This is a genomic window from Bacillus sp. (in: firmicutes), from assembly GCA_012842745.1.
Lineage (GTDB): Bacteria > Bacillota > Bacilli > Bacillales > Bacillaceae_J > Schinkia.
The window spans coordinates 320,859-344,111 of record DUSF01000037.1 but is presented as its reverse complement, the minus strand read 5'-3'; the positions used below and the strand labels follow the sequence as shown (position 1 = coordinate 344,111).

Annotated in this window: 25 protein-coding genes and 1 riboswitch; of the genes, 14 read left to right on the top strand and 11 right to left on the bottom strand. The window is 38.4% G+C overall.

Annotated features, from left to right (window positions below; translation table 11 throughout):
- Positions 1-8 precede the first annotated feature (8 nt).
- The 4 genes from motB to GX497_10130 all read right to left on the bottom strand — a co-directional run bounded on the left by motB (position 9) and on the right by GX497_10130 (position 3,892).
- On the bottom strand, positions 9-785 hold the full coding sequence (motB, locus tag GX497_10145; protein ID HHY73569.1) for a flagellar motor protein MotB: 777 nt from the start codon (positions 783-785) through the stop codon (positions 9-11).
- The gene (gene motA, locus GX497_10140; GenBank protein ID HHY73568.1) at positions 778-1,575 is read right to left on the bottom strand and encodes a flagellar motor stator protein MotA; all 798 of its coding nucleotides are present in this window, start codon (positions 1,573-1,575) and stop codon (positions 778-780) included. The genes motB and motA overlap by 8 nt, the downstream gene beginning before the upstream one ends.
- A 256-nt stretch (positions 1,576-1,831) precedes the next feature.
- Positions 1,832-3,394 carry a molybdopterin-dependent oxidoreductase gene (locus tag GX497_10135; GenBank protein ID HHY73567.1) on the bottom strand — a complete coding sequence of 521 codons (1,563 nt, stop codon included), beginning with the start codon at positions 3,392-3,394 and terminating at the stop codon, positions 1,832-1,834.
- A gap of 87 nt (positions 3,395-3,481) precedes the next feature.
- Positions 3,482-3,892, bottom strand: a complete 411-nt coding sequence (locus tag GX497_10130) for a molybdopterin-dependent oxidoreductase (GenBank protein ID HHY73566.1) — start codon at positions 3,890-3,892, stop codon at positions 3,482-3,484.
- 241 nt (positions 3,893-4,133) lie between these two features.
- Between GX497_10130 and GX497_10125 the strand changes: the two genes are divergently transcribed.
- From GX497_10125 to GX497_10115, 3 genes are all read left to right on the top strand, one after another.
- Complete coding sequence (locus GX497_10125; protein ID HHY73565.1) at positions 4,134-6,497, top strand: nitric-oxide reductase large subunit; 2,364 nt, start codon at positions 4,134-4,136, stop codon at positions 6,495-6,497.
- Between the two features lie 108 nt (positions 6,498-6,605).
- A complete protein-coding gene (locus GX497_10120; protein ID HHY73564.1) occupies positions 6,606-6,839 on the top strand; it encodes a DUF2249 domain-containing protein in 234 nt (77 codons plus the stop codon).
- A 78-nt stretch (positions 6,840-6,917) separates the two neighbouring features.
- Positions 6,918-7,400, top strand: a complete 483-nt coding sequence (locus tag GX497_10115; GenBank protein HHY73563.1) for a hypothetical protein — start codon at positions 6,918-6,920, stop codon at positions 7,398-7,400.
- A 32-nt stretch (positions 7,401-7,432) separates the two neighbouring features.
- Here the strand turns inward: GX497_10115 and GX497_10110 are convergent, their stop codons facing one another.
- Together GX497_10110 and GX497_10105 are read right to left on the bottom strand one after the other, a co-directional pair.
- On the bottom strand, positions 7,433-7,714 hold the full coding sequence (locus tag GX497_10110; GenBank protein ID HHY73562.1) for a hypothetical protein: 282 nt from the start codon (positions 7,712-7,714) through the stop codon (positions 7,433-7,435).
- A complete protein-coding gene (locus GX497_10105) occupies positions 7,699-7,959 on the bottom strand; it encodes a CGCGG family rSAM-modified RiPP protein (GenBank protein ID HHY73561.1) in 261 nt (86 codons plus the stop codon). Before GX497_10105 ends, GX497_10110 begins: the two co-directional genes overlap by 16 nt.
- A gap of 239 nt (positions 7,960-8,198) precedes the next feature.
- Between GX497_10105 and GX497_10100 the strand changes: the two genes are divergently transcribed.
- The 4 genes from GX497_10100 to narI are packed head-to-tail and all read left to right on the top strand — an operon-like array spanning position 8,199 to position 14,716.
- Positions 8,199-11,882, top strand: coding sequence for a nitrate reductase subunit alpha (locus GX497_10100; protein HHY73560.1), 3,684 nt, complete (start codon positions 8,199-8,201; stop codon positions 11,880-11,882).
- The gene (gene narH / locus GX497_10095; protein ID HHY73559.1) at positions 11,872-13,422 is read left to right on the top strand and encodes a nitrate reductase subunit beta; all 1,551 of its coding nucleotides are present in this window, start codon (positions 11,872-11,874) and stop codon (positions 13,420-13,422) included. Before GX497_10100 ends, narH begins: the two co-directional genes overlap by 11 nt.
- Complete coding sequence (gene narJ / locus GX497_10090) at positions 13,394-13,957, top strand: nitrate reductase molybdenum cofactor assembly chaperone (GenBank protein ID HHY73558.1); 564 nt, start codon at positions 13,394-13,396, stop codon at positions 13,955-13,957. Before narH ends, narJ begins: the two co-directional genes overlap by 29 nt.
- A gap of 39 nt (positions 13,958-13,996) precedes the next feature.
- On the top strand, positions 13,997-14,716 hold the full coding sequence (gene narI / locus GX497_10085) for a respiratory nitrate reductase subunit gamma (GenBank protein HHY73557.1): 720 nt from the start codon (positions 13,997-13,999) through the stop codon (positions 14,714-14,716).
- 73 nt (positions 14,717-14,789) lie between these two features.
- On the opposite strand, the gene GX497_10080 is transcribed toward narI, so the two are convergent.
- Both GX497_10080 and GX497_10075 read right to left on the bottom strand, forming a co-directional pair.
- Positions 14,790-15,212 (bottom strand): hemerythrin domain-containing protein, encoded by a 423-nt coding sequence (locus GX497_10080; protein ID HHY73556.1) that lies wholly within the window; start codon positions 15,210-15,212, stop codon positions 14,790-14,792.
- Positions 15,213-15,297: 85 nt separating this feature from the next.
- The gene (locus GX497_10075; protein ID HHY73555.1) at positions 15,298-16,692 is read right to left on the bottom strand and encodes an MFS transporter; all 1,395 of its coding nucleotides are present in this window, start codon (positions 16,690-16,692) and stop codon (positions 15,298-15,300) included.
- Here GX497_10075 and GX497_10070 point away from each other — a divergent pair.
- Positions 16,603-16,788, top strand: a complete 186-nt coding sequence (locus GX497_10070) for a hypothetical protein (GenBank protein ID HHY73554.1) — start codon at positions 16,603-16,605, stop codon at positions 16,786-16,788. The genes GX497_10075 and GX497_10070 overlap by 90 nt on opposite strands.
- 71 nt (positions 16,789-16,859) lie before the next feature.
- Here GX497_10070 and GX497_10065 read toward each other — a convergent pair whose 3' ends face one another.
- Positions 16,860-17,351: a hypothetical protein gene (locus tag GX497_10065; protein ID HHY73553.1), complete on the bottom strand. Its 492-nt coding sequence runs from the start codon at positions 17,349-17,351 to the stop codon at positions 16,860-16,862.
- A 140-nt stretch (positions 17,352-17,491) separates the two neighbouring features.
- Here GX497_10065 and GX497_10060 point away from each other — a divergent pair, with 140 nt between their 5' ends.
- The 3 genes from GX497_10060 to GX497_10050 are packed head-to-tail and all read left to right on the top strand — an operon-like array spanning position 17,492 to position 20,539.
- Positions 17,492-18,856: an amino acid permease gene (locus GX497_10060; protein HHY73552.1), complete on the top strand. Its 1,365-nt coding sequence runs from the start codon at positions 17,492-17,494 to the stop codon at positions 18,854-18,856.
- A 33-nt stretch (positions 18,857-18,889) separates the two neighbouring features.
- Positions 18,890-19,231 (top strand): hypothetical protein, encoded by a 342-nt coding sequence (locus GX497_10055; GenBank protein HHY73551.1) that lies wholly within the window; start codon positions 18,890-18,892, stop codon positions 19,229-19,231.
- Between the two features lie 42 nt (positions 19,232-19,273).
- Positions 19,274-20,539, top strand: a complete 1,266-nt coding sequence (locus GX497_10050) for an MFS transporter (protein HHY73550.1) — start codon at positions 19,274-19,276, stop codon at positions 20,537-20,539.
- Positions 20,540-20,552: 13 nt separating this feature from the next.
- Here the strand turns inward: GX497_10050 and GX497_10045 are convergent, their stop codons facing one another.
- Together GX497_10045 and GX497_10040 are read right to left on the bottom strand one after the other, a co-directional pair.
- Positions 20,553-21,914 carry a PFL family protein gene (locus GX497_10045; GenBank protein ID HHY73549.1) on the bottom strand — a complete coding sequence of 454 codons (1,362 nt, stop codon included), beginning with the start codon at positions 21,912-21,914 and terminating at the stop codon, positions 20,553-20,555.
- Positions 21,915-21,935: 21 nt separating this feature from the next.
- The gene (locus GX497_10040; GenBank protein HHY73548.1) at positions 21,936-22,211 is read right to left on the bottom strand and encodes an ACT domain-containing protein; all 276 of its coding nucleotides are present in this window, start codon (positions 22,209-22,211) and stop codon (positions 21,936-21,938) included.
- A 100-nt stretch (positions 22,212-22,311) separates the two neighbouring features.
- Positions 22,312-22,388: riboswitch (glycine riboswitch) on the bottom strand.
- Between the two features lie 194 nt (positions 22,389-22,582).
- On the opposite strand from GX497_10040, the gene GX497_10035 reads away from it, so the two are divergent.
- The 3 genes from GX497_10035 (at position 22,583) to GX497_10025 (ending at position 23,243) form a co-directional block, all read left to right on the top strand.
- Positions 22,583-22,831 (top strand): ATP-binding cassette domain-containing protein, encoded by a 249-nt coding sequence (locus GX497_10035; GenBank protein ID HHY73547.1) that lies wholly within the window; start codon positions 22,583-22,585, stop codon positions 22,829-22,831.
- A gap of 53 nt (positions 22,832-22,884) precedes the next feature.
- Complete coding sequence (locus tag GX497_10030) at positions 22,885-22,998, top strand: YjcZ family sporulation protein (protein HHY73546.1); 114 nt, start codon at positions 22,885-22,887, stop codon at positions 22,996-22,998.
- A gap of 125 nt (positions 22,999-23,123) precedes the next feature.
- Complete coding sequence (locus tag GX497_10025; GenBank protein ID HHY73545.1) at positions 23,124-23,243, top strand: YjcZ family sporulation protein; 120 nt, start codon at positions 23,124-23,126, stop codon at positions 23,241-23,243.
- The last annotated feature ends 10 nt before the right edge of the window (positions 23,244-23,253 follow it).

Below are 23,253 nucleotides of genomic sequence, written 5' to 3'. Positions count from 1 at the left end.
AGCCTTTCTTAATTTTGCACTTCTTCAGTCGGTGTATCTGCTTGGTCCGGTGATTTAATTAAAATTTCTACACGGCGATTGGCTAAGCGCCCTTCAGGTGTATTGTTAGAAGCAACAGGTCTAAATTCACCATACCCTTTCGCACTAAACCATTTTGCATCTAAATTGTTATTTTCTAATAAAATTTTCATAAAGTTAACGGCCCGCATCACGCTTAAGTGCCAGTTTGAATCAAATTGGGCGTTGTGAATCGGAACATTATCGGTATGCCCGCTAATAATAACTTCTCTTGGATGATCCATGACAAGAAGCTGAGAAATTTCCCTAGCTATTTGGTAATCTTGCGGTCTAACTTGGGCTGTACCAGAATCAAATAATATATCATTTCTAATTGTTAGCATTAAGCCTTCACTTGATAAGGATGTTTCTAATTGAACATTGAGGTCTTTAGATTCAATATAGTTATCCATGTTTTTTTTGATTTGCTGCATTTCTTGTTCTTCTATTTGTGCTTGCTGATTTTGCTTGTTTTTTGCATCCTTTGCATTTAATGACTGTAACTGCCTTTCAGGGAGAGGACTTGGGTACTTCATGACCCCTGTTCCTCCTGTGAAGGAACTGCTAAATGCTTCCGCCATTTGTTTAAATTTTATCGAATCAACTTCACTCATTGCAAAAAGTACAATAAAAAGTGCTAGCAATAATGTCAACAAATCTGAGTATGGAATGAGCCATGTTTCGTCAATATGCTCCTCAACATGCTGCTTGCGCTTTTTTTTACTCATCGCTCTTTCCTCCTGAGTTATCTGCTAGAAATGCTTCTCTTTCTTTAATTGGCAAGTAAGCAACAAGCTTTTGTTGAATTAAGGTTGGCGCTTGCCCTTCTTGGACAGATAGAATGCCTTCCACTATTAACTGCTTTATTTTCTGTTCTTCCTTTGATTTCATTTTTAACTTATTAGCGAATGGATGCCAAAGAACATATCCAGTGAAAATCCCCAATAGCGTTGCAACGAAGGCAGCGGCAATAGCATGACCAAGCACTTCAATGTCATTCATATTTCCAAGAGCAGCAATTAAGCCGACAACAGCTCCTAATACTCCGAGTGTCGGGGCATATGTACCAGCTTGAGTGAAAACCATTGCGTTTGCCAAATGTCTTTCTGACATCGCTTCAATTTCCTCGGTCATTACATCACGAATGTATTCTGAACTTGCTCCATCAATTGCTAAGTTTAAACCATTTTTTAAAAATTGGTCATCGACCTCGCCAATTTTTGCTTCTAAAGCTAAAAGCCCTTCTTTTCGCGCTATTAAAGCAAAATCCATAAACATTTTAATATATTCTTCTCTTGTTTTTAATCTCTGATCATTAAAGATTATTTTAAATAATGTTGGTATATTTTTTAATTGGGCTGTAGGCATCGCAATGGCTACAGCACCTGCTGTTCCGACAAGTATAATTAAGATAGCCGCTGGATTTGCAAGTGCGCTAAAAGGTACGCCCTTTAAAACCATACCTACGAAAACTCCTACAAGACCTAGTATAAGACCAATTAATGAACTTTTATCCAAATTTGCTCCTCCTCTTTTCTTCTATATTATCGTCAAATTTATGTATTTATTTTATATGAGTCTACTTATTTAATTTGGTAGAGGCATAAAATATCGATAAATTGCGTAATCTTTCCTTCACTTCCATTATAATAACAAATTTCTAGAATAGAAAGAAAGAGGTTTCTATAATTGGCTGATGGAATTTATATATTTGTACATAAAATAAGAACCGGTTGAATTTTACATTCATCGGTTCTTATTTTCTTTTAAACTGTTAAATGGGTTTAATGTTCACGGCACATGCTTTAAATTCTGCTGTACCAGAAATAGGATCAAATTCATTAATGGTTAGGATATTTGTTGGTACATCACTCCAATGGAAGCTCATAAATACTAGGCCTGGCATTACTTGCTCAGTAACCTTTGCTTTTACTGTTAAAGAGCCTCGTCTTGATGAGACTTCGACAATATCGCCATCGTTAATCCCAAGTGAACGGGCATCATCCGGATGGATATCTACCGTTTCTTCTGTTTGTTTAATTTTTACATTATCAGGATAATAACGTGTTTGTGTATGTGTATTGTATGATTCATAGCGCCTTCCTGTTGTTAATGTAAAAGGATATTCTTCATCAGGCAGTTCAATCGGTGCTGTATAATTAACCGGAATAAACGGTGCTTTTCTTATTGTTTCTGCATTCTCATCATGTAAGTGACCGTGTAAAGTGAACGTACCTGGATGATCCTCTGATGGGCAAGGGTAGTGAAGTGAATACTCCTTATCCAAACGTTCGTAAGACATACCACCATATTTTTCATGGGCTAATCTCCGTAGTTCGTCCCAAATTTGCTCACTAGTTTCATAGCTCATTTCATAACCCATTAAAGTTGATAGCTCACAAAGAATTTGCCAATCTTCCTTCACATTTGGATGTGCCTCTACAGCTATGCGCACTCGTTGAATACGACGATCAGTATTCGTGTATGTGCCATCAACTTCGCCCCATGAACGAGCGGGGAGGACGACATCCGCAAGCTCAGCTGTTTCAGTTAGAAAAATATCTTGAACAACTAGCAAGTCTAAGCTTGTTAAAAGCTTTTTCGTATGTGACATATGAACATCAGCCATTAATGGATTTTCGCCAATGACATATAATGCCTTGACTTCACCATTTTCCATTCGTTCAAATGTTCGAGTTTGGGTATCGCCTACTTTTGCATTAAGTGTTACATTCCAAGCGGACTCAAAACGTCCTCGATATTCATCATTTGTTATTGGAAACGCCCCTGGTAGTTGATTTGGCAAGCATCCCATGTCACCCGCCCCTTGGACGTTATTTTGCCCACGCAAGGGCATAATGCCATTCCCTTTTTTACCAATATGACCAGTTAAAAGGGCTAAATTGGCGATGTCAAATACATTATTGACGCCACAATGATGCTCGGTAATACCTAGAGTATAGGCGATCATTGCATTCGATGCTGTCGCGTAAATTTTAGCTGTTTCGATAATTTCGTCAGCTGTAAGCCCAGTAATTTCAGCCGCATATTGTGGTGTGTAAATTTCTACCTGCTTTTGTAATTTATCAAGATCAAGTGTCGCTCTACTAATATAGTCTTCATCATAGAGCTTTTCTTTTAAAATGACATGAATCATCGCATTCATTAGGGCGATATCACTGCCTACATTGATTTGCAGGTGTCGTTCGGCGACTTTGACCATATCAATTTTTCGTGGGTCAATGACAATAATTTTCAAGCCGTTTTTAGCCGCTTTTTTCATTCGGTTTGAAATAATAGGGTGGGCTTCAGTTGTATTAGAGCCCATCAGTAACAATACATCTGTTTCATCAAAATCTTCGAGCGTACTCGTTGGTGAACCATCACCAAATACAGTTGCCAGACCGGCAACGCTTGGAGCGTGTCAAGTACGGTTGCAGCCATCGATATTATTACTGCCAATAGCTGCTCTCATAAATTTTTGGGTAATGTAATTCGATTCATTTGTCGTCCTAGCACAAGCAAACATTGAAATTGCATTTGGCCCAAATTGATTTTTAATAGTTGTCAGTTTTTCAGCGATAAAATTCAGCGCTTCCTCCCATGTTGCTTCTACAAACTGACCCGCTTTTTTGATTAGCGGCGTTTTCAACCTTTCATTAGCATGTACATATTTGTATGCAAAAGCACCCTTTACACATGTTTGTCCTTTATTTACAGGAGCATCCTTATCACCGCGAACTTTGACTATTTTGTTATCCTCCACTTCGAGGATAAGACCGCATCCTGTTCCGCAATAGCCGCAAATGGTGCGAACTTGTTTCACTGCCTCCATTGTTCCCTCTCCTATTCTATAAACTTTATTCTATATTACCAGATTTGACACTAATCTTGGAGATGAATTTCGAAATTCAAATAATTATCTCAGGAAAATCATTATGGTTTTTACTATGTATATAGTGATTAAAAACACACCCTACAGGTGTTTTAAATCACATATGAAGAATTTGAGAAGTGCTATCATTTGAGATGTGTAAGGCGCGCCGTATGAATAAGTAAAAATTGGAGTGAAAAGAATGGGAGTAAAGAAGATTGATACGTATGGGGCTTCCAAACCTACGTCAAAGAATGCTCTTTTGAAATCTATTTTAGTTTTCACATTACTAATTAGCTTTACGATTTTATTAGTAGGTGGTTATGGAATTTTTAAAGGGAATGCTCCTAGACCTGTAGCGGTAACAAATGCTAACGGTGATGTGCTGCTTACGAAGGAATCAATCATGGGCGGTCAGGCTGTATTCCAAAAGTATGGCTTAATGGATTATGGTACTGTATTAGGTCATGGATCATATATGGGACCAGATTATACTGCCGAGGCTTTAAGAGTATATACTGAAGGAATGCAAGATTTTAAAGCGGAAGAGGAATATGGTACTCCATATAAAGAATTGAGTTCAGATGAACAAGCAATTATCAAAGATCGTGTAATTAAAGAAATGCGTGAAAATCGTTATGATGCGGGAACAGATACATTACCATTAACAGATGCACAAGTATATGGTCTTGAACAAGTTCGTGCTTATTATCAAAATGTATTTACTAATGGTGATAATTGGGGTATACAACCAGGTTTAATTAAAGAAGAGCATATGCCAGCAACTAATCGTGCATATGTAGCAGAAGGAGACCAAATTACACAAATCTCTGACTTCTTCTTCTGGACAGCTTGGTTATCAAGTACTTTACGTCAAGGCGATGAAATTACGTATACAAATAACTGGCCTTATTATGAAGATGCCGGTAATACAATGGGACTATCTGCAGTATGGTGGTCTGGTGTTAGTGTAACCTTATTAATTTTGTTTATTGGTATCATTTTATTCGTATTCTATCGTTATCATTTAGATATGCATCCCGCATATGGAGATGGCAAGTTTCCACAGATTGATTTACGGAAGCAGCCAGTAACAATTTCGCAATTAAAAACTGGTAAATACTTTGCGGTTGTTGCAATTTTATTCTTTGTCCAGTCCATGTTTGGTGCGCTACTTGCTCACTATTATATTGAGCCAGATAGTTTCTTTGGAATTAAATGGATTCACGATGTTTTACCTTTCTCAATTACAAAAGGATATCACTTACAATTAGCAATATTCTGGATTGCAACAGCATGGCTTGGAATGGGCTTATACATTGCTCCATTAGTTGGTGGACATGAGCCGAAGAAACAAGGCTTATTAGTAGACGTTTTATTCTGGGCATTAGTTGTTCTAGTATTTGGATCTATGATAGGTGAATGGTTGGGTGCAAATGGTAAATTGGGTAACCTTTGGTTCCTATTAGGACATAATGGTTGGGAATATATCGAACTTGGCCGTATTTGGCAGCTTGTTTTAATCGCAGGAATGGGTATTTGGTTATTCCTTGTCTTTAGAGGTGTTAAAGCTGGCTTAAAGCGCGAAACTGATAAGGGTGGTTTAATTCACTTACTATTCTACTCTGCAATTGCAGTGCCAGCATTCTATGTATTCGCTTTATTGATTAATCCAGATACACATTTTACAATGGCTGATTACTGGCGTTGGTGGATTATCCATTTATGGGTAGAAGGTATTTTTGAAGTATTTGCGGTTGTCGTAATTGGTTTCTTATTAGTACAACTTGGTTTAGTAACGAAAAGTTCAACTGTAAAAGCTTTGTATTTCCAAATTACATTATTACTTGGCAGTGGTGTTATCGGTATTGGTCACCATTTCTACTATAATGGATCAGCTGAAGTTTGGATTGCATTAGGTGCTGTTTTCTCAGCATTAGAAGTAATTCCATTAACACTATTAATTTTAGAAGCATATGAACATTACAAAATTGTCAAAGATGGTGGCATTGACTTCCCGTACAAGTCAACATTCTGGTTCTTAATTTCAGTAGGTATTTGGAACTTAGTTGGTGCAGGGGTATTAGGATTTTTAATTAACTTACCAGCAGTAAGCTACTTTGAACATGGACAATGGTTAACACCAGCACACGGTCATGGATCGATGATGGGTGTTTATGGATTCTTTGCAGTTGCTGTTCTAGTATTCTCATTGAGAAATATCGTAAAACCAGAGAAATGGAACGACAAGATTATTAAAGTTTCTTGCTGGTTAATGAATATCGGCCTAGCTGGTATGATTGCCATTTCACTACTTCCTATTGGTTGGTTACAATTAAAAGAAGCATTTATGAAAGGCTACTGGGTTTCACGTTCACCAGAGTTTTTACAACAGGAGACAATTGTGAATTTAATTACAATTCGTGCCATTCCAGATACAATTTTCTTAATTGGAGTTGTGTTAATTATGTATGTCGCTGTAAAAGCTGTCTTTAACTTACGTAAACCGACACATCAAGACGGGGAAGCATTACCAGTTAAAGATTTAGCAGTTACTGAAGATTAATCAAATTTAGTTGGATATTTTTTCTGAAAATGTGCAAAATAATGACAAACTAGTAATATCCAGATGATTAATTAAACTTTCCATATATTTACTAAAGGAGGAGCAACAATGACACAATTTGCAGCAAAAGTAAATGCACCTGATTATCCGCCAAGAGAAAAGCATCCTGTAATTTTCAAAACTTTTGATAGTTTGAATTCAGGTGAATTTATGGAATTAACAAATGATCATGACCCTCGTCCATTACAATACCAATTTATGATGGAAAGACCAGATCAATTTACTTGGGAATACCTTGAAGAAGGTCCTGATGTATGGCGCGTGGCAATTGGTAAAAAATAATAATAAAAGGAGGCTGACATCATTATGTGTCAGCCTTTTCTCTGTTATAATGTCTTGAAGATAAGGGGGATTGATTTTATGAAAGGATGGTTAATTAGTAATGCAGCTTTTATTTTACTAGTTATTTTTTGGAGCTTTTGGCATCGTGAATATTCATCACCCATTATTGTTGCTGGACAAACCTTTGCAGTCATCGCTGTGATTTTATTTCTAATCAATATCAATATGTATTTTATCTTTTTAATTATTCGGAAGAGTAAGGTGAAAGGTGTTAAAAAGACATTAGCGCTTTTTTCCCGGAAGATGATGAAATTCCACGTTCCAATTGCGATTACTGCAGTAGCGTTGATATTGATTCATGCGGGTATCATGATTTCTTTTCATCCAATTGCACTAAGTGATATTAAAAAAGTAACGGGTTTGTTTACATTGGCAGTTTTGACTGTTCATTTATATAGTGGCTGGCTACGGAGGAAAAAGGCGTCAGGTTTTAGAAGAATGTTTCATTTAAGAATGGCGTTTGTTTTTCTATTTTTCTTTTTAGTTCATGTTTTTATGTAGGAAGCGGGATACGCTCCTTGCTTCCTACATTTTTACGGAAAATAAATTCGCAAAATATTTGCTCCATTTTTCAGTTCGTAATAGTTTTTGAAAAATTCAGTGGAGCGTTCAAACGTTTTATATTGCGATAAATTAATCGTTTCTTTTATTCTATCCCCAACTAAAAATTGTATCTCACTGCCAGTTACATGAATGGTTTCGAAATCGAGCCCATCTCTTTGTACTAATTCCTCATCCTCATAATAATTTAAGATGGCTTGACGATTTTTGTACTCACTTAAACTAGTTTTGATTGTATTTATTTCAGTTTCCATACTCTTAATACGTACCCCCCACAGCCACATTGGTCGATAAATTTTGTTTTTATTGTATCACCAAAGACCTCTTTTAAAAGTGGAGTAAGATATTCCTCAGGGTCCCCAAAGTTATTCGAAGTAACTAAATTTACAGAATAGCCCGGGGCAGTTTGTTCAACTGCTTTTATTCCATCTTCAATAATAAGGTCCACATTCGTTTCATATTCATGATGCTCTAAATCCATCGACCAGTCTTTATTCATCATTTCCATGATTTTCACTCCTTGTACATTTTTTTATTTTAGCGGAATTTCTACTAGCATTAAGTGAGTCATGTCACTTTTTCAAATAAAAATAACTTCTTTTATATGTATAAATTCGTCCAGTTGGAAACACTATGAGTATTGTCTAAAAATTGCCAAGTATAGGTGGCGACAATATTATTTTTAGCATTCATTCGTGCACAGAAATGTATGCACAAATGTTAGAAAGGAGTAAGGCGATGAAGAAAAAAATTCCTCCATTACTAAAAAAAATGACGTTTTTTGGTAAGACGACAGATATAACGAATCATAGTACACTGTCACATGCAGATCGTGAGTCGGAAAAATATTATCGAAGACGGTGGCAGCATGATAAAGTTGTGCGTACTACACATGGTGTTAATTGTACAGGTTCTTGTAGCTGGAAGGTCCATGTGAAGGATGGCATTATCACGTGGGAAACACAGCAGACAGATTATCCGACAACAGGGCCGAATATGCCCGAATACGAGCCAAGGGGATGTCCGCGTGGGGCCACCTTCTCATGGTATACCTACAGCCCATTAAGAGTGCGCTTTCCCTATGTAAGAAGTGCATTACTTAAAATATGGAAGGAAGCCCTACAAAAAACAGGCGATCCTGTTGAAGCATGGAGGGTCATTTCTGAAAATCCTGATGTAAAGAAAGCATATAAGTCTGCTCGTGGGAAAGGTGGATTTGTACGGGCTGCATGGGATGAAATCAATACAATGATTGCTTCGCAAATTATTTATACGCTTAAAGAATATGGACCAGATCGAATCTTTGGATTTTCGCCGATTCCGGCAATGTCAATGGTTAGCTATGCATCTGGAGCACGATTCTTAAATTTAATCGGTGCCCCGCTTATTAGCTTTTATGATTGGTATGCTGACCTACCTGCTGCTTCACCTCAAATTTGGGGGGAGCAGACAGATGTGCCGGAAAGCTCTGATTGGTATAATTCGAGCTATATCATCGCCTGGGGCTCAAATATTCCGCAAACAAGAACACCTGATGCACACTTTTATACTGAAGCTCGCTATAACGGTACGAAGGTTGTTGCGGTCAGCCCAGACTATGCGATTTTCGTTAAGTTTGCCGATAATTGGCTTGCTGTTAATCCGGGGACAGATGCGGCGCTAGCGATGGCGATGACCCATGTTGTTTTGAAAGAGTTTTATGTTGATAACGAGACACGTTATTTTCAAGATTATGTAAAACAATTTACTGATTTACCGTTTTTAGTGAAGCTGAAAAAACGGGGAGAAAACTATGTAGCAGATCGCTTTCTCCGCGCTTCCGATCTTGGGATGAATAGTAATAAAGCTGAATGGAAAACGATTGTTTTCGATAAAAATTCCAATCAATTTGCTGCCCCACATGGTTCAATTGGCCACCGCTGGTCTGAAGGTGGAAATTGGAATTTACACTTGAAAGATACTGACAATCAGCTCGGTGATCTAGATCCAGTGTTAACGATGCTTGGTATGGAGGATCAATCCGTTATCGTACAGTTTCCATATTTTAGCCAAGATGAAAGGTATATTCTCGAACGTGGCGTTCCTGTAAAAGCGATTGAACAAAATGGGGAAACGATTTATGTTACAACGGTTCTCGATTTAATGCTTGCGCAGGCTGGCGTTCATCGTGGCAGCTTACCGGGGGATTATCCGAAAGATTATGATGATCCAAAACCATTTACACCTGCTTGGCAAGAAGGAATTACAAATGTAGACCGGAAAGTGGCGGCGCAAATTGCTAGAGAGTTTTCCCAAAATGCTATAGACAGTAAAGGCCGTTCAATGATTATTATGGGATCTGGAATCAATCATTGGTTCCATTCAGACGTCATTTACCGCTCGATTATTAATCTTGTTTTATTAACAGGCTGCCAAGGTGTAAACGGCGGGGGCTGGGCCCATTATGTAGGGCAAGAAAAGTGCCGTCCACTTGAAGGCTGGCAAACAATCGCCATGGCGCGCGATTGGGGTGGCCCACCTCGTTTACAAAATGGAACATCATTCTTTTATTTCGTAACCGAACAATGGCGTTATGATGAGCAAAAAACGCAAAACTTAATATCTCCATTAGTAGATAAGCCAAGATATAACCATATGGGTGATTATAATGTGATGGCGGCACGTCTTGGCTGGTTGCCATCTTATCCGCAGTTTAATAAAAATTCTTATAAGCTGTATGAAGAATCACAGGCAACGAATAATGATGAGGCTGTTACGTATGTTGTTAATCAAGTGAAAAATGGCAAGATGAAATTTGCCATTGAAGAGCCTAGCAACCCGGTCAATTTTCCAAAGACAATGTTCATATGGCGGGCGAATTTAATTGGAAGCTCCGCCAAAGGTCATGAATATTTTCTTAGACATTTGCTTGGAACACACTCTTATATATTGGGAAGCCAAGAGGAAACGGAAATGCCTGTAGAAATAGAGGCGCCAAAAGAAGCTGCTGAAGGGAAATTGGATTTATTAGTGACGCTAGATTTTCGAATGTCTGGATCGGCATTATATTCAGATATCGTCTTACCGGCAGCAACATGGTATGAGAAATATGATGTTAGCTCAACTGATATGCATCCATTTATCCACCCGTTTAACCCAGCGATTACGTCACCATGGGAAAGCAGGTCTGATTGGGATATTTTTAAAAAATTAGCGAAAACCTTTCAAGAACTGGCCAAAAAGCATTTTCCAAACCCTGTAAAAGACATTGTAGCAACAGCACTTTTACATGATTCCCCAGATGAAACATCACAGGCACTAGGCTTAATACCAGATTGGAAGAAGAATGGTGGAGAGCCAATACCGGGCGAAAATTTCCCAAGAATTCATGTTGTTGAAAGAGACTTAACAAAAGTGTACGAGAAGTTTATTTCTTTAGGTACAAACGTTCGTGAATCCATTGGTGCAAAAGGGTTGGCATGGAATGCAAAAGAAGAATATGACGAGTTAAAAGATATTTTAGGTGTATCAAAAAGCAAGGAATATCATGACTGCCCAGATCTTTCGTTTGATCGTCATGCTGCAGAAGCGATTTTAACACTTTCTAGTACAACGAATGGCTCACTTGCAATGAAAGCTTGGGATGCGCTCGAAAAGAAAACAGGTCAGAAGTTAAAAGATTTGGCAGAGGAACGTGCAGAAGAGCATATGTCATTTGATGAAATTACCGCCCAGCCACGAAAGGTTATCTCGTCGCCTGTTTTTAGTGGAACAGAAACAGGTAATCGCCGCTACAATCCGTTTACAACGAATGTGGAGAGGCTTATTCCATTTCGAACATTAACTGGGAGGCAGCATTTTTATCTTGATCATGAAATGATGCTTGAGTTTGGCGAAGAGTTGCCAACCTTTAAGGCACCGCTTCGAAAAGCTGCTTTTTATAGTAAAGATGGCAGACCTGAATCTAAAGGAAAGGAAATTGAATTACGGTATTTAACACCACATTTTAAATGGTCGTTCCATAGTACGTATGCAGATACATTACATATGCTTACTCTGTTCCGTGGTGGCCCGCATGTTTGGATGAATCGTGAGGACGCTGAATCCGTTGGTATTAGCGATAATGATTGGCTTGAAATGTTTAACCGCAATGGTGTAGTTGCGGCTCGTGCAGTCGTTACGCACCGCCTCCCAAGGGGTATGGCGATTATGTACCATGTTCAGGATCGATTAATAAATGTTCCCGGGACAACGATCACAAATGATCGCGGTGGTACTTTTAATAGTCCAACAAGAATTTATGTGAAGCCGACGCAAATGATTGGCGGTTATGCGCAGTTAAGCTATGGTTTTAATTATTACGGACCAACTGGCACCCAGAGGGATGAGAAGGTGATTATTCGGAAACTAGAACGTGATGAGGTGGATTGGCTTGAAGATTAAAGCACAATTTGGCATGGTCATGAATTTAGATAAATGTATTGGTTGTCACACTTGCAGTGTGACATGTAAAAACACATGGACAAACCGTCAAGGCGCAGAATATATGTGGTGGAATAATGTTGAAACAAAACCAGGGGTTGGCTACCCAAAAGAGTGGGAAAATCAACAAACACATAAAGGTGGTTGGGAGTTAAAGAACGGCAGAATTGAGTTAAAAGCGGGCGGCCGTGCTAGCAAGCTCTTAAATATTTTTTATAATCCACATCTTACAAAGATTGAGGATTATTACGAGCCGTGGACATATGAGTATGAGAATTTAATTAAGGCTCCAGAGAAAAAGCATCAGCCTGTTGCTAGACCGAAATCACAGCTGACAGGTGAGTACATTGATTTACAATGGGGGCCGAATTGGGAAGATGATTTGGCAGGTGTTTATCAGTCTGGTAAAAGGGATTACAACTTAAATGGTGTTGATCAATCCATTATCCAAGAATTTGAGCAAGCCTTTATGATGTACTTGCCAAGGATTTGCGAGCATTGCATGAATCCATCATGCCTTGCTTCCTGTCCATCTGGTGCGATTTACAAGCGGGATGAGGACGGCATCGTCCTTGTTGACCAAGATGCCTGCCGTAGCTGGCGTTTCTGCATGTCGGGCTGTCCCTATAAAAAGGTTTATTTTAATTGGAAAACGAACAAAGCTGATAAATGTACGTTTTGCTTTCCGCGGATTGAAAATGGTCAGCCAACAGTATGTTCAGAGACGTGCGTTGGACGTCTCCGTTATATTGGCATTGTTTTGTATGATGCTGATGAAGTGGAAAGAGCGGCTTCAATGAATGACCCGAGGGATTTATATGAAGCACAGTTAAAATTATTCCTTGATCCTAACGACCCAGACGTCATTAAACAGGCAAAAATGGACGGAATTCCAGAGGATTGGATTGAAGCAGCCCAAGAATCCCCGGTTTATAAGCTGGCAGTAGAGCATAAGGTTGCTTTGCCGTTGCATCCAGAGTATCGGACATTGCCAATGGTTTGGTATATCCCGCCGTTAAGTCCAATTATAAATGCATTTGCTGGGCAAATTGATGATTTGAGTCCAAATGTTATTTTTCCGACGATTAAGCAATTTAGAATCCCAATTCAGTATTTAGCAAATTTAATGACAGCTGGTGATACGAAAGTGATTGAATATGTGCTGAAAAAGCTTGTAGCGATGAGAAGCTATATGAGAAGTATGAATCTTGACAAAGATTTTGATAAATCGATTTTAGAAGAAGCAGATTTAACAGAAAAAAGGGCGATTGAACTGTACGAGCTATCAGCGATAGCGAAATATGACGATCGCTATGTCATTCCGAAATCGCACCGGGAAGAAGCAGGAAATATGTATCAAGGGCAAGGCTCTACAGGGTACGAGTTTATGGAAAGCTGTAATGGCTGTAGCCTTGGTACGGAAAATTATGATGACCTTTACGCGTTCAGTGAAGAATATTGGAGTGATTTAGGTGGAACAGCAATGGATGGAAGAGTATAAATATGCATTTAAATTATGTTCTTTGTTTTTGCAATATCCAGATAGTGAGTGGGCTGGAAACGGGGAAATAGACGAATGCATTGGGATGATTGAAAATAAGGGAATTCGTTTTTGTTTAGAGCAATTTGTCAGTTATGTTAAGCAAACACCTTTTAAAGAATTGACCGAAAACTATGTTAGGTGGTTTGATTTTAGCGAACGGACGGCCCTTTATTTAACACATAGCAAATTTGGTGAGAACAGGGAGCGTGGCCTTGCCTTTGTAAAATTGAAAATGGAATTTGCGAAGGCTGGATTTTATATTGATGGAGACGAGCTCCCTGACTATTTGCCCCTTATTTTAGAATTCGCGGCAGAGGCCGATGCAAAGTCCGTTCAGAAAATGTTGTTAATTCATAAAAAACCAATTGATGAGCTTTTATCGGAGCTAGAAAAGGACGATAACCCTTATGGTTATTTGCTGAAAGCTTGTGTGACAGCAATGGCAGCCTACTTGCCAGCTCAAGAGAAAACGGTCGATCAAAATGTAGTATAAACTGGGGTCAGGCCTCAATATTGAAAGGAGGATGATTACATGACAGCATTTGATTATTTTTTGTGGGTCATTATCCCATATTTATGTTTAACAATTTTTGTTGTTGGTCATATTCATCGTTATAATACAGATCAATATGGGTGGGGCGCGAAATCAAGTGAATTTTTACAAAAAGATAATTTATTAAGATGGGGAAGTATACTGTTTCATTATGGTGTAATATTTGTATTCTTTGGTCATGTTGCAGGAGTACTTATTCCGAAGGGCTTTTATGATGTTGTCGGAATCTCGGAACATATGTATCATTTTGGTGCGATATGGTTCGGCGGAGCAGCAGGGCTAGCGATGGTCATTGGCGGTGCCTTACTGACCATTCGCCGCTTAAATAGCACTCGATTGAAAAAACATAATTCGGTGATGGATGTTGTTGTTTTGCTTATTCTTGGCGTAGTGACAGTCATTGGATTTTCGAATACTATCGGTTACACAGCATCGGGCGGAACATTTGATTATCGGGCAGTAATCGGCCCATGGTTTAGAGGAATTCTCACATTTCGCTCGTATCCAGAGTTAATGGCAGGTGCCCCGCTCGGATTCCAGCTTCATATTTTAGCTGCCTTTGTCTTGTTTGCGGTCTGGCCATATACAAGATTAGTGCATGTATGGAGTTTGCCGTTAGAATATTTATCACGAAAATACATTGTTTATCGGAAAATGAATCCAAGAAAAGCAGTGAAATACGCGGAAAGGAAAAATTAATGCAAATGAAACACCACTTTGGTGCAATACCAAAGTGGCTGTTTATGCTACTAAGAAAGGACAAAAAAACTTTTTAATGTTCATCGAACAAATACGTTTCCTCATAGTGGTTATGAATTTCGTTTAACACAAATAATGTTTTAAAGCGGTCAATCACAGCTTCATTTACCCCGCCTTCTTCATCAATGATTTGTTTAATATCATTGATGATATCCCGAAATAATTGATGGTCTCTTTTTAGCATAATAATCAATTCCTGTAAATCGGGATTTTCTTCGCTCTTTTTTTGATAGAAACCATCTTCCTCAGATTCTGCGTGGGCAATTGTTCTCGTTTCCCAATGTTCTATGAGAGCTTGAACGGCGACGGTTGCGTGCTCCATTTGTCCTTCCCTAAATACTTGCTCCAACACTTCTAATAGCTCCTGTCCTTCTGTAAATGCTCCGTTATGAATAGACTGATGGGCAGCGCGTTTATATAATGATGGTCCTGACATTGAAAAATACCTCCTACATTTGCTTTAGTATTTAGTACCATTATTAACAATCACTGAATTATGTAACCACAAGATTAACTGTAGGCTAAATGTCGTGCTTATCTGCTGCAAGATTATTTTTTCTAATTTTTAAAATGTAACCACCATAAACGATAAGAAAAATAACAAATACTATGGAAGTAAATCGATACATTGTTGCGTAGCTAGTCATCCCAGCAATAGCTCCTAAAATCATGGCGCCACCGCCAATCCCAAGGTCAAATGCTGAAAAAAATGTTGCATTAGCAGCCCCGCGACGTCTTGGCTCTGCTCTTTGGATAAGCCAAGCTTGTAATGATGGTTGAATAGACCCAAAGGTAATCCCGAAAAACATAGCTGAAACAATAAGACCAAGAAGTGTAGTAGTAGTAGATAAAATCAGTAAACTAATGATGCCGAAAACTGCGCCTGGGAAAAGAACCCATTGATGGCCCTTTTTATCATAAAGTTTTCCAGAAATTGGCCTAACAATGAGTAAAAACAGTGCGTTGATCGAGAAAAACCAGCCGACATTTAAAATGCCCACTTCTTTGCCAAACAATGTAATAAATCCAACAATACCACCATAAGCAAAGGTCATAAAAAAGACAAGCAAGGAAGGGAATAGGGCGCTTCTTTCAAAGAGCGATGAAGTGAAATTTGCTTTTTTAGGTTCGTCCTCAACCTTTTCATGATTTATATGTAAAAGTTGACTAAGAACTAAAGAAATAATTGTACTAATGAAGGAAATGATAAATAAATAAGTAAATCCCCAATGGTTGATAATCCAAATACCTGTTACGGGGGCAACAGCCATCGCAAGCGTTGTTGACATTCCGTAATAGCCCATCCCCTCACCGCGACGTGACGAAGGAATGATGTCCGAAACAATTGTCCCGTATGTCGTCGTTGCTATTCCCCAGCCAACGCCATGAATCACACGTAAAAAAAGAATAAACATAACAGTTGCAGCAAATCCATATACTCCGATGGCAGCTAAACAAATAATTAAACCGACTACTAAAAAAAGCTTTCTCCCAAAAATATCTAATGCAGCACCAGAAAATGGGCGAACAAGGAGGGCTGAGATTGTAAAAATGCCGATGACTAGGCCAACAGCTGTTTCCTCACCACCTCGATCACTAACGTACATTGGTAATGTTGGCAAAAGTATTTGAAAGCCAAAAAATAAAAATAAATTTGATAAAGATAATAAAATAAAATCCTTCGTCCATAACTTTTCTTTAACTTTTTGTTTTTCCAGCAAAGCCTCCATCATACCATCACCCCTTTCACTATTATACACATATACCTTATGGGAATGTACATAATAAACTTGTAGAGATGATTCAAAACATGTAGAGGTGATTTTTTGGGTTTTTTTAGTAATTGGCAAATGGCAAAAATGGCAAAATATGAAGAAAGAAATATTTGTCCTGAATGCAAAGGGAAGGGGGTGCATTATTTTGCTGGCACCGAGTTTTATTTAGGGGAGCCTTTACAATGCTGTGGCTGTGAGGGCACTGGTTTGTATAGTAATTGGGTTAGTGGCTCTTGAGAAAAAAATATGTAAGATCAACAAGCCGTTTATAGACATTACCGATAATTACAATAAACGGCTTATTGTTTTTATAAAAATGTATCTTTAAATTGGTTATTATATTGTTTTAAATTCTTTTTTGCGATTTCAGTCCGCTTATAACCTTCCGTTGTTTTTTCACTGTCCCATGTTTCCATTCCTGCAATTTGCAACCGCAGTCCTTCTACATAGTGAAGGAGTTCCTTTTTGTAACTACTTATAAATTTAGCTAAACGATTATTTTCTGGGCGAATTGTTTCCAATAGTACCACGATTTCTTTTACTTCATTTTTTGCTGTTTCCAATATTTCAATCGCTTCTTCCAATTCATCAGTTTTTTGTAATTCAACAATTATAAGATCCAATTCTTCCATCAGTTGGTTTACAATTTGCATTTGTTTATAAAAGGAATTTGCCAACTCTTGATTTTCGGTAGGTAAGTCCTTCGCGGCCATGTTAGATGTAGTATTTGCTTGGCTGCATCCAAAACAAAGTAAAAGAAAAAAACTAATACATAAAGAAAAAACTAGCATAAATCTCATCCCGTGTCCCGCCTCGCTATAAAAGTAATAGTGTATCATATGAGGCTTGTCTGTAGATTTATGCATATTTATTTCATATTACATATTAATACGTTCTTCGTTAATAATAAATGGCAATGAAGGGAGGGTCCTTGATGGAGATACCGGCACGAGTAGGTAGTAAAGGTAATAAGGGGGAAGATAAAAAAATAGCATGGTGGCAGCTCTCTCTAATTGGGGTAGGCTGTATTATTGGGACAGGTTATTTTCTAGGATCAAGTATCGGGATTAAGATGACAGGTCCTTCTATTCTCATTGCTTTTATTCTTGCAGGATTGGGAACATATACAGTTTCGGACGCTCTCGGAAAGATGTCCGCAAAAGACCCACAAAAAGGTTCCTTTCGCTCCTATGCTAAGAAAGCATACGGGCCATGGGCTGGGTTTAGCAGCGGCTGGGTATATTGGTTCTCGGAAATGTTGATTACCGGAAGCCAACTTACCGCCCTTTCAATCCTTTCTCGTTTTTGGTTTCCGAATGTTCCCCTTTGGGTATTTGCTTCCATTTACGCCGTTCTTGGTGTAGTTGTCGTCGTTATCGGTACAAAGGGATTTGAACGGGCCCAAAATGTGTGTGCGGTTATCAAAGTGGCCGCCATTGTAATGTTTATAGTAATAGCGATGGCCGTTGTTTTTGGAGCTTTCGGAGGAAGTAACCATGACTTGCGAGTACCGAATACGGTGGCTGAGTTTATGCCAAATGGGGGGCTTGGGTTATGGTCAGCACTGATTTTTGGCTTTTATGCATTTGGTGGGATAGAAATTATGGGGATTTTAGCACCACGACTGAAAAATAAAGAGGATGCAAAAAAGTCAGGTGCTATCATGCTAATGATTTTAACAATCATTTATTTACTTTCACTTTTATTAGCGACAAGTTTAGTGGCAACGAACAAATTTAATACAAAAGAAAGCCCTTTTGTCATTGCTCTTGATCAATATAATTTTGATTTTTTTCCACATGTATTTAATGGTGGTATTATTATTGCTGGCTTTTCGACAATGGCCGCTTCTTTATTTGCTGTCACAAGTATGATTGTTACGTTAGCAGAAGATGGTGATGCACCCAAAATTTTTGCCAAAAAAGGCAAGATAAAGGTTCCACCATTAGCACTCTGCTTAACCATTTCCGGTCTTATTGCATCAATCGTCATGGCACTTGTCATGCCAGGTCGGGTTTATGAGTATATTACAACGGCTGCTGGATTAATGCTTCTATATAATTGGTTATTTATCCTTATATCTTTTCCGAGGCTTATTGAGGCAACTAGCTTTGATTATGTCAAACGCTTTACTGGAATGGTGTTGATTTTACTCGCAATAAGCGGAACACTTACAAATACTTCAAGTAGACCTGGCTTCTTTGTAAGTATTTTATTCGTTGCAATTGTTGTAGTTATTTTATTTATTAAGCATTTTGCGAAAGGAAGGAAAAGGAAGCGAAATCTATATCCACAAGGCATTTAACTTCATTCAACAGTAAATTTGGAGGTGTTATAAGTGACCGTCTATGTTTACCAAACGTTTGAGATTAAACAAGAAAATTTCAAAGAAGGGGTTGAAAATTTACAGGAAATTAAAAAATACCGGAATGAGAACTATGACCATAAAGTAGAAATACTAACACCGATTATAGGTAGAGACTTTACATATGCTCTACTTGCTTCATATGAAGGATTGGCGGAAATGGAGCTGCAAAACAAAAAAATGTTCGATGATGAAGAATATTTGAACTTAATCGGTGCTTTTTTTCTCGAAAACATTATCCAGGGCAGTATGGATACTCAGATTTATCGTTCGATGAGTGAAAAGAAACAACAAGGGAAGGAGAAGAATGATTAATTTATTTAGTACGATAAAATATTATAAAAAGGCGTGTCACTGATGGATTATGTTGAGAACATTCAATCTGTTAAGATAAAAAAAGGCTCTAAAGGTGATTCGAAAACGAAACGAAGTAACCAAAAATGGGCTGTATTATCGATTTCCTCTATTCCGCTTGTGATGACACTTGGAAATTCGATGCTTATTCCCGTTCTCCCTGTAATGGAAAAAAAGTTAGGGATAAGTCCTTTCCAATCGAGCATGATTATTACGATTTATTCAATTGTAGCTATTATTCTAATCCCTGTTGCTGGATTCTTATCTGACCATATAGGAAGAAAAAAGGTTATCATTCCAAGTCTAGCAATAGCGGCCATTGGCGGACTAATTGCCGCATGGGCAGGCTGGAAGATGGATAACCCTTATTCGATTATTTTAATTGGACGTGCTTTACAAGGGGTTGGGGCTGCGGGAGCCTTCCCAATCGTGCTGCCACTTGTCGGTGATCTTTTTAAAAGTGATGAAGATGTGAGCAGTTCATTAGGTCTTATTGAAACATCCAATACCCTTGGAAAGGTATTAAGTCCTATTTTAGGCGCCTTTTTGGCTGGATTGATTTGGTTTATTCCTTTCCTTTCCATACCGTTTTTTTGTTTGCTTTCGATTTTATTAATGATTTTTTTAGTGAAAACTCCTAATAAGAGACAAAAACCAATCCCTTTCAAAAGATTTATAGCCAATATGAAAGAGACCTTCAAAAACAACTGGCAATGGCTGTATGCTGTGTTTATAATTGGGATTATTTTAATGTTTGTGCTGTTTGCTGTCTTGTTTTATTTATCCGATATATTGGAAAAGGTTTATGACGTGAAAGATGTAAAAAAAGGACTTTTGCTGGCAATACCGTTAGGTGGTTTATGTATCGCCTCCTATATTACTGGCAAGCTAATTAAAGAAAATAAAATTCTCATGAAATGGATTACTTTTGGAGGGATTGTGTTACTGAGTGCGTCTATTGCCTTCCTAAGTTTTTCAAAAAATATGTGGTTTATGATTTGGTTATTTTTAGTTAGTGGTATTGGAATCGGCGTGGCGTTACCTTGTTTGGATGCGTTTATAACATCAGGTATTGAAAAGCAAGAACGAGGAACGGTTTCATCGATTTACAGCTCAATGCGTTTTATCGGCGTTGCTGCAGGGCCGCCGCTTATGGCAATTATGATGAAGCATGCTGAAAACATTCTTTTTTATATATTAAGTGCTTTAAGCATCGTTGCTGTTATTGCAACATTTAAGGCAATAAAGCCCGAAAAAAAACCACGCTGAAATTCAGTGTGGTTTAGTTAATCAATGCTTGTAGCGGAGCCGGAATTCGTCCGCCTCTTTGAATGAACTTGTCAGAATTAAAAGGATTCACACCAATAACTGGTGCGCGACCAAGAAGTCCACCAAACTCTATCATTTCGCCTTCAGCCTTCCCAGGTACTGGAATGACGCGAACGGCGGTTGTTTTTTTATTAATCATGCCAATTGCCGCTTCATCCGCAATCATTGCCGCAATCGTAGCAGGGGAGGCATCACCAGAAATGGCAATCATATCAAGACCGACAGAGCAAACACATGTCATTGCTTCAAGCTTTGATAATGTAAGAGCACCGTCAACAATGCCTCTAATCATCCCGTTATCTTCACTAACAGGGATAAAAGCGCCGCTAAGCCCGCCAACATAAGAACTCGCCATTGCTCCACCTTTTTTGACAGCATCGTTCATCAGCGCAAGTACGGCAATTGTGCCATGTGTGCCAACACGCTCTAAGCCGATTTCTTCCAAAATTTCCGCAACACTATCATTAAGAGCGTTAGTTGGTGCCAATGATAAATCCATGATTCCAAATGGCACATTCAAGCGTTCCGCAACAATACGTCCAATCAATTCACCAGCACGAGTGATTTTAAAGGTAGTTCTCTTAATAACTTCTGATACTTCACCAAGGTCTGCATCTGGATAGCGTTTTAACGCATTTAAAACAACACCAGGGCCGCTTACGCCAACATTGATGACAACCTCACCCTCACCTGCGCCGTGGAAGGCACCTGCCATGAATGGGTTGTCCTCAACAGGATTGCAAAAGACAACAAGCTTGGCACAAGCTAGTCCATTTTGATCTTTTGTGCGTTCAGCAGCTTCTTTAATAATGATACCCATCTGACGAACAGCATCCATGTTAATTCCTGTTCTTGTAGTTGCGACAGAAATAGAAGAGCATACTCGCTCCGTAACACTTAAAGCTTCAGGGAGTGCATCCAATAATGTTTGGTCACCTTTTGTGATTCCTTTATGGACTAAGGCAGAATAGCCACCAATGAAATCAATACCAAGCTGATGCGCTGCTTTATCTAGTGTTTTTGCTAATTCAACTGCTTGTTCTTTTGTAGCATTCCCCAAAATTTCCGCAATTGGAGTAATCGAAATCCGTTTATTAATAATTGGAATTCCAAATTCTTTGCTCACTTGTTCGGCGACTTCTCTTAGTCTCTCCGCATGCTTCGTAATTTTGTCAAAAACCCTTTGATTCATTTTTTCAAAATCTGAATCAGCACAATCCTTTAAGCTTATGCCCATTGTCACTGTACGAATATCCAAATGTTCCATTTGGACCATACGAATCGTTTCGATCATTTCATCTATGGCAAGATTCATTTTCATTTTGTTCTCTCTCCTTTATACGCGATGCATGGCCTGGAATATTTCTTCAAGCTGGACGTTGATTTTTAGCCCCATTTCTTCACTGATATTGTCAAACTTTTGTTGTAGGAAATCAAGGCTTTCAATTCCAGTTACATCAACAAGCATCATCATCGTAAAGAAGTCTTGAAGAATCGTTTGGCTAATATCAAGGATATTAACGTTATTGTCAGCTAACACATTTGTTACCTTGGCAATAATACCGACTTGGTCTTTCCCAATTACACTTACTACAGCACGTCTCATTGTCATTTCAATCACCTCATATTATTTTGGGAAAAAGAATTATAAAAAAAGATTGGAGATTTCTCCAATCTAGGCAAATAGTAGAATAACCACTCGTTACATGGTAGGTTACTCTTCTGTCCTTTTGCCTGAGATTGTGAATCCTTCGGCGCCGAAACTATCGGTCTCTCCAGAAGTTGCTCCAGTTATAGTGTAATCCATAACGTTCATCGCTACTTTTATTTTAAATAATATAGCGATGATATCAATTTCTAACGCAATCGTCAATAAAAAATTCGCCTAAAATTCAATCCAATCAGGCAATTTTACCAAAAATTGTTATTCGTTTAAAATTATCATAGAATGATGAATGGATGGAACAAAGGGGGGTACAAACAATGATTTCACTGCAAAATGTATCAAGAATAATAGACGGGGAGCATATACTCCAAAATATAAATTGGGACATGGAAAATGGTGAGAATTGGGTGTTATTCGGTTTAAATGGGTCTGGGAAAACAATGCTGTTAAATATTATGATGAGTGATTTCCTCGGTAAAGCCGTTATCATCGAGCAATTTAATCAACTAAACAACGGTTTGAACACTCGTTTTATAGAGCCCAAAGTACCAAAAATGGGGGGATAACCATTTCATTTATTTTTTGCCTTCATATATTACTTAAAAGGGAGGTGTTAGTAATGGGTGCAGTTTGTGGAGCTGGGGTAGGATATGCTGGTGGATTTGCGCTAATCGTAGTCCTATTTATTCTTTTAATTATTGTTGGTGCAGCTTTTGTAGGTTACGGGTTTTAAAAATATAATGAAAAATTTTTAGGAGGGATTTAATGCCATTTGGAGCAGGATACGGGTTTGGTAGATACCCCCTTGGTCGGCCATTCGGTGGATTTGGGTATGGTAGATATGGTTTTGGAGTACCCATGGCAGGATATGGCTACGGTGCACCCGTTGCTGGATTTGGTTGTGGTGCAGGCGGCGGGTTTGCGTTAATCGTCGTATTATTTATCCTTCTAATTATTATTGGTGCGGTAATTTATTAAAGAATCGATA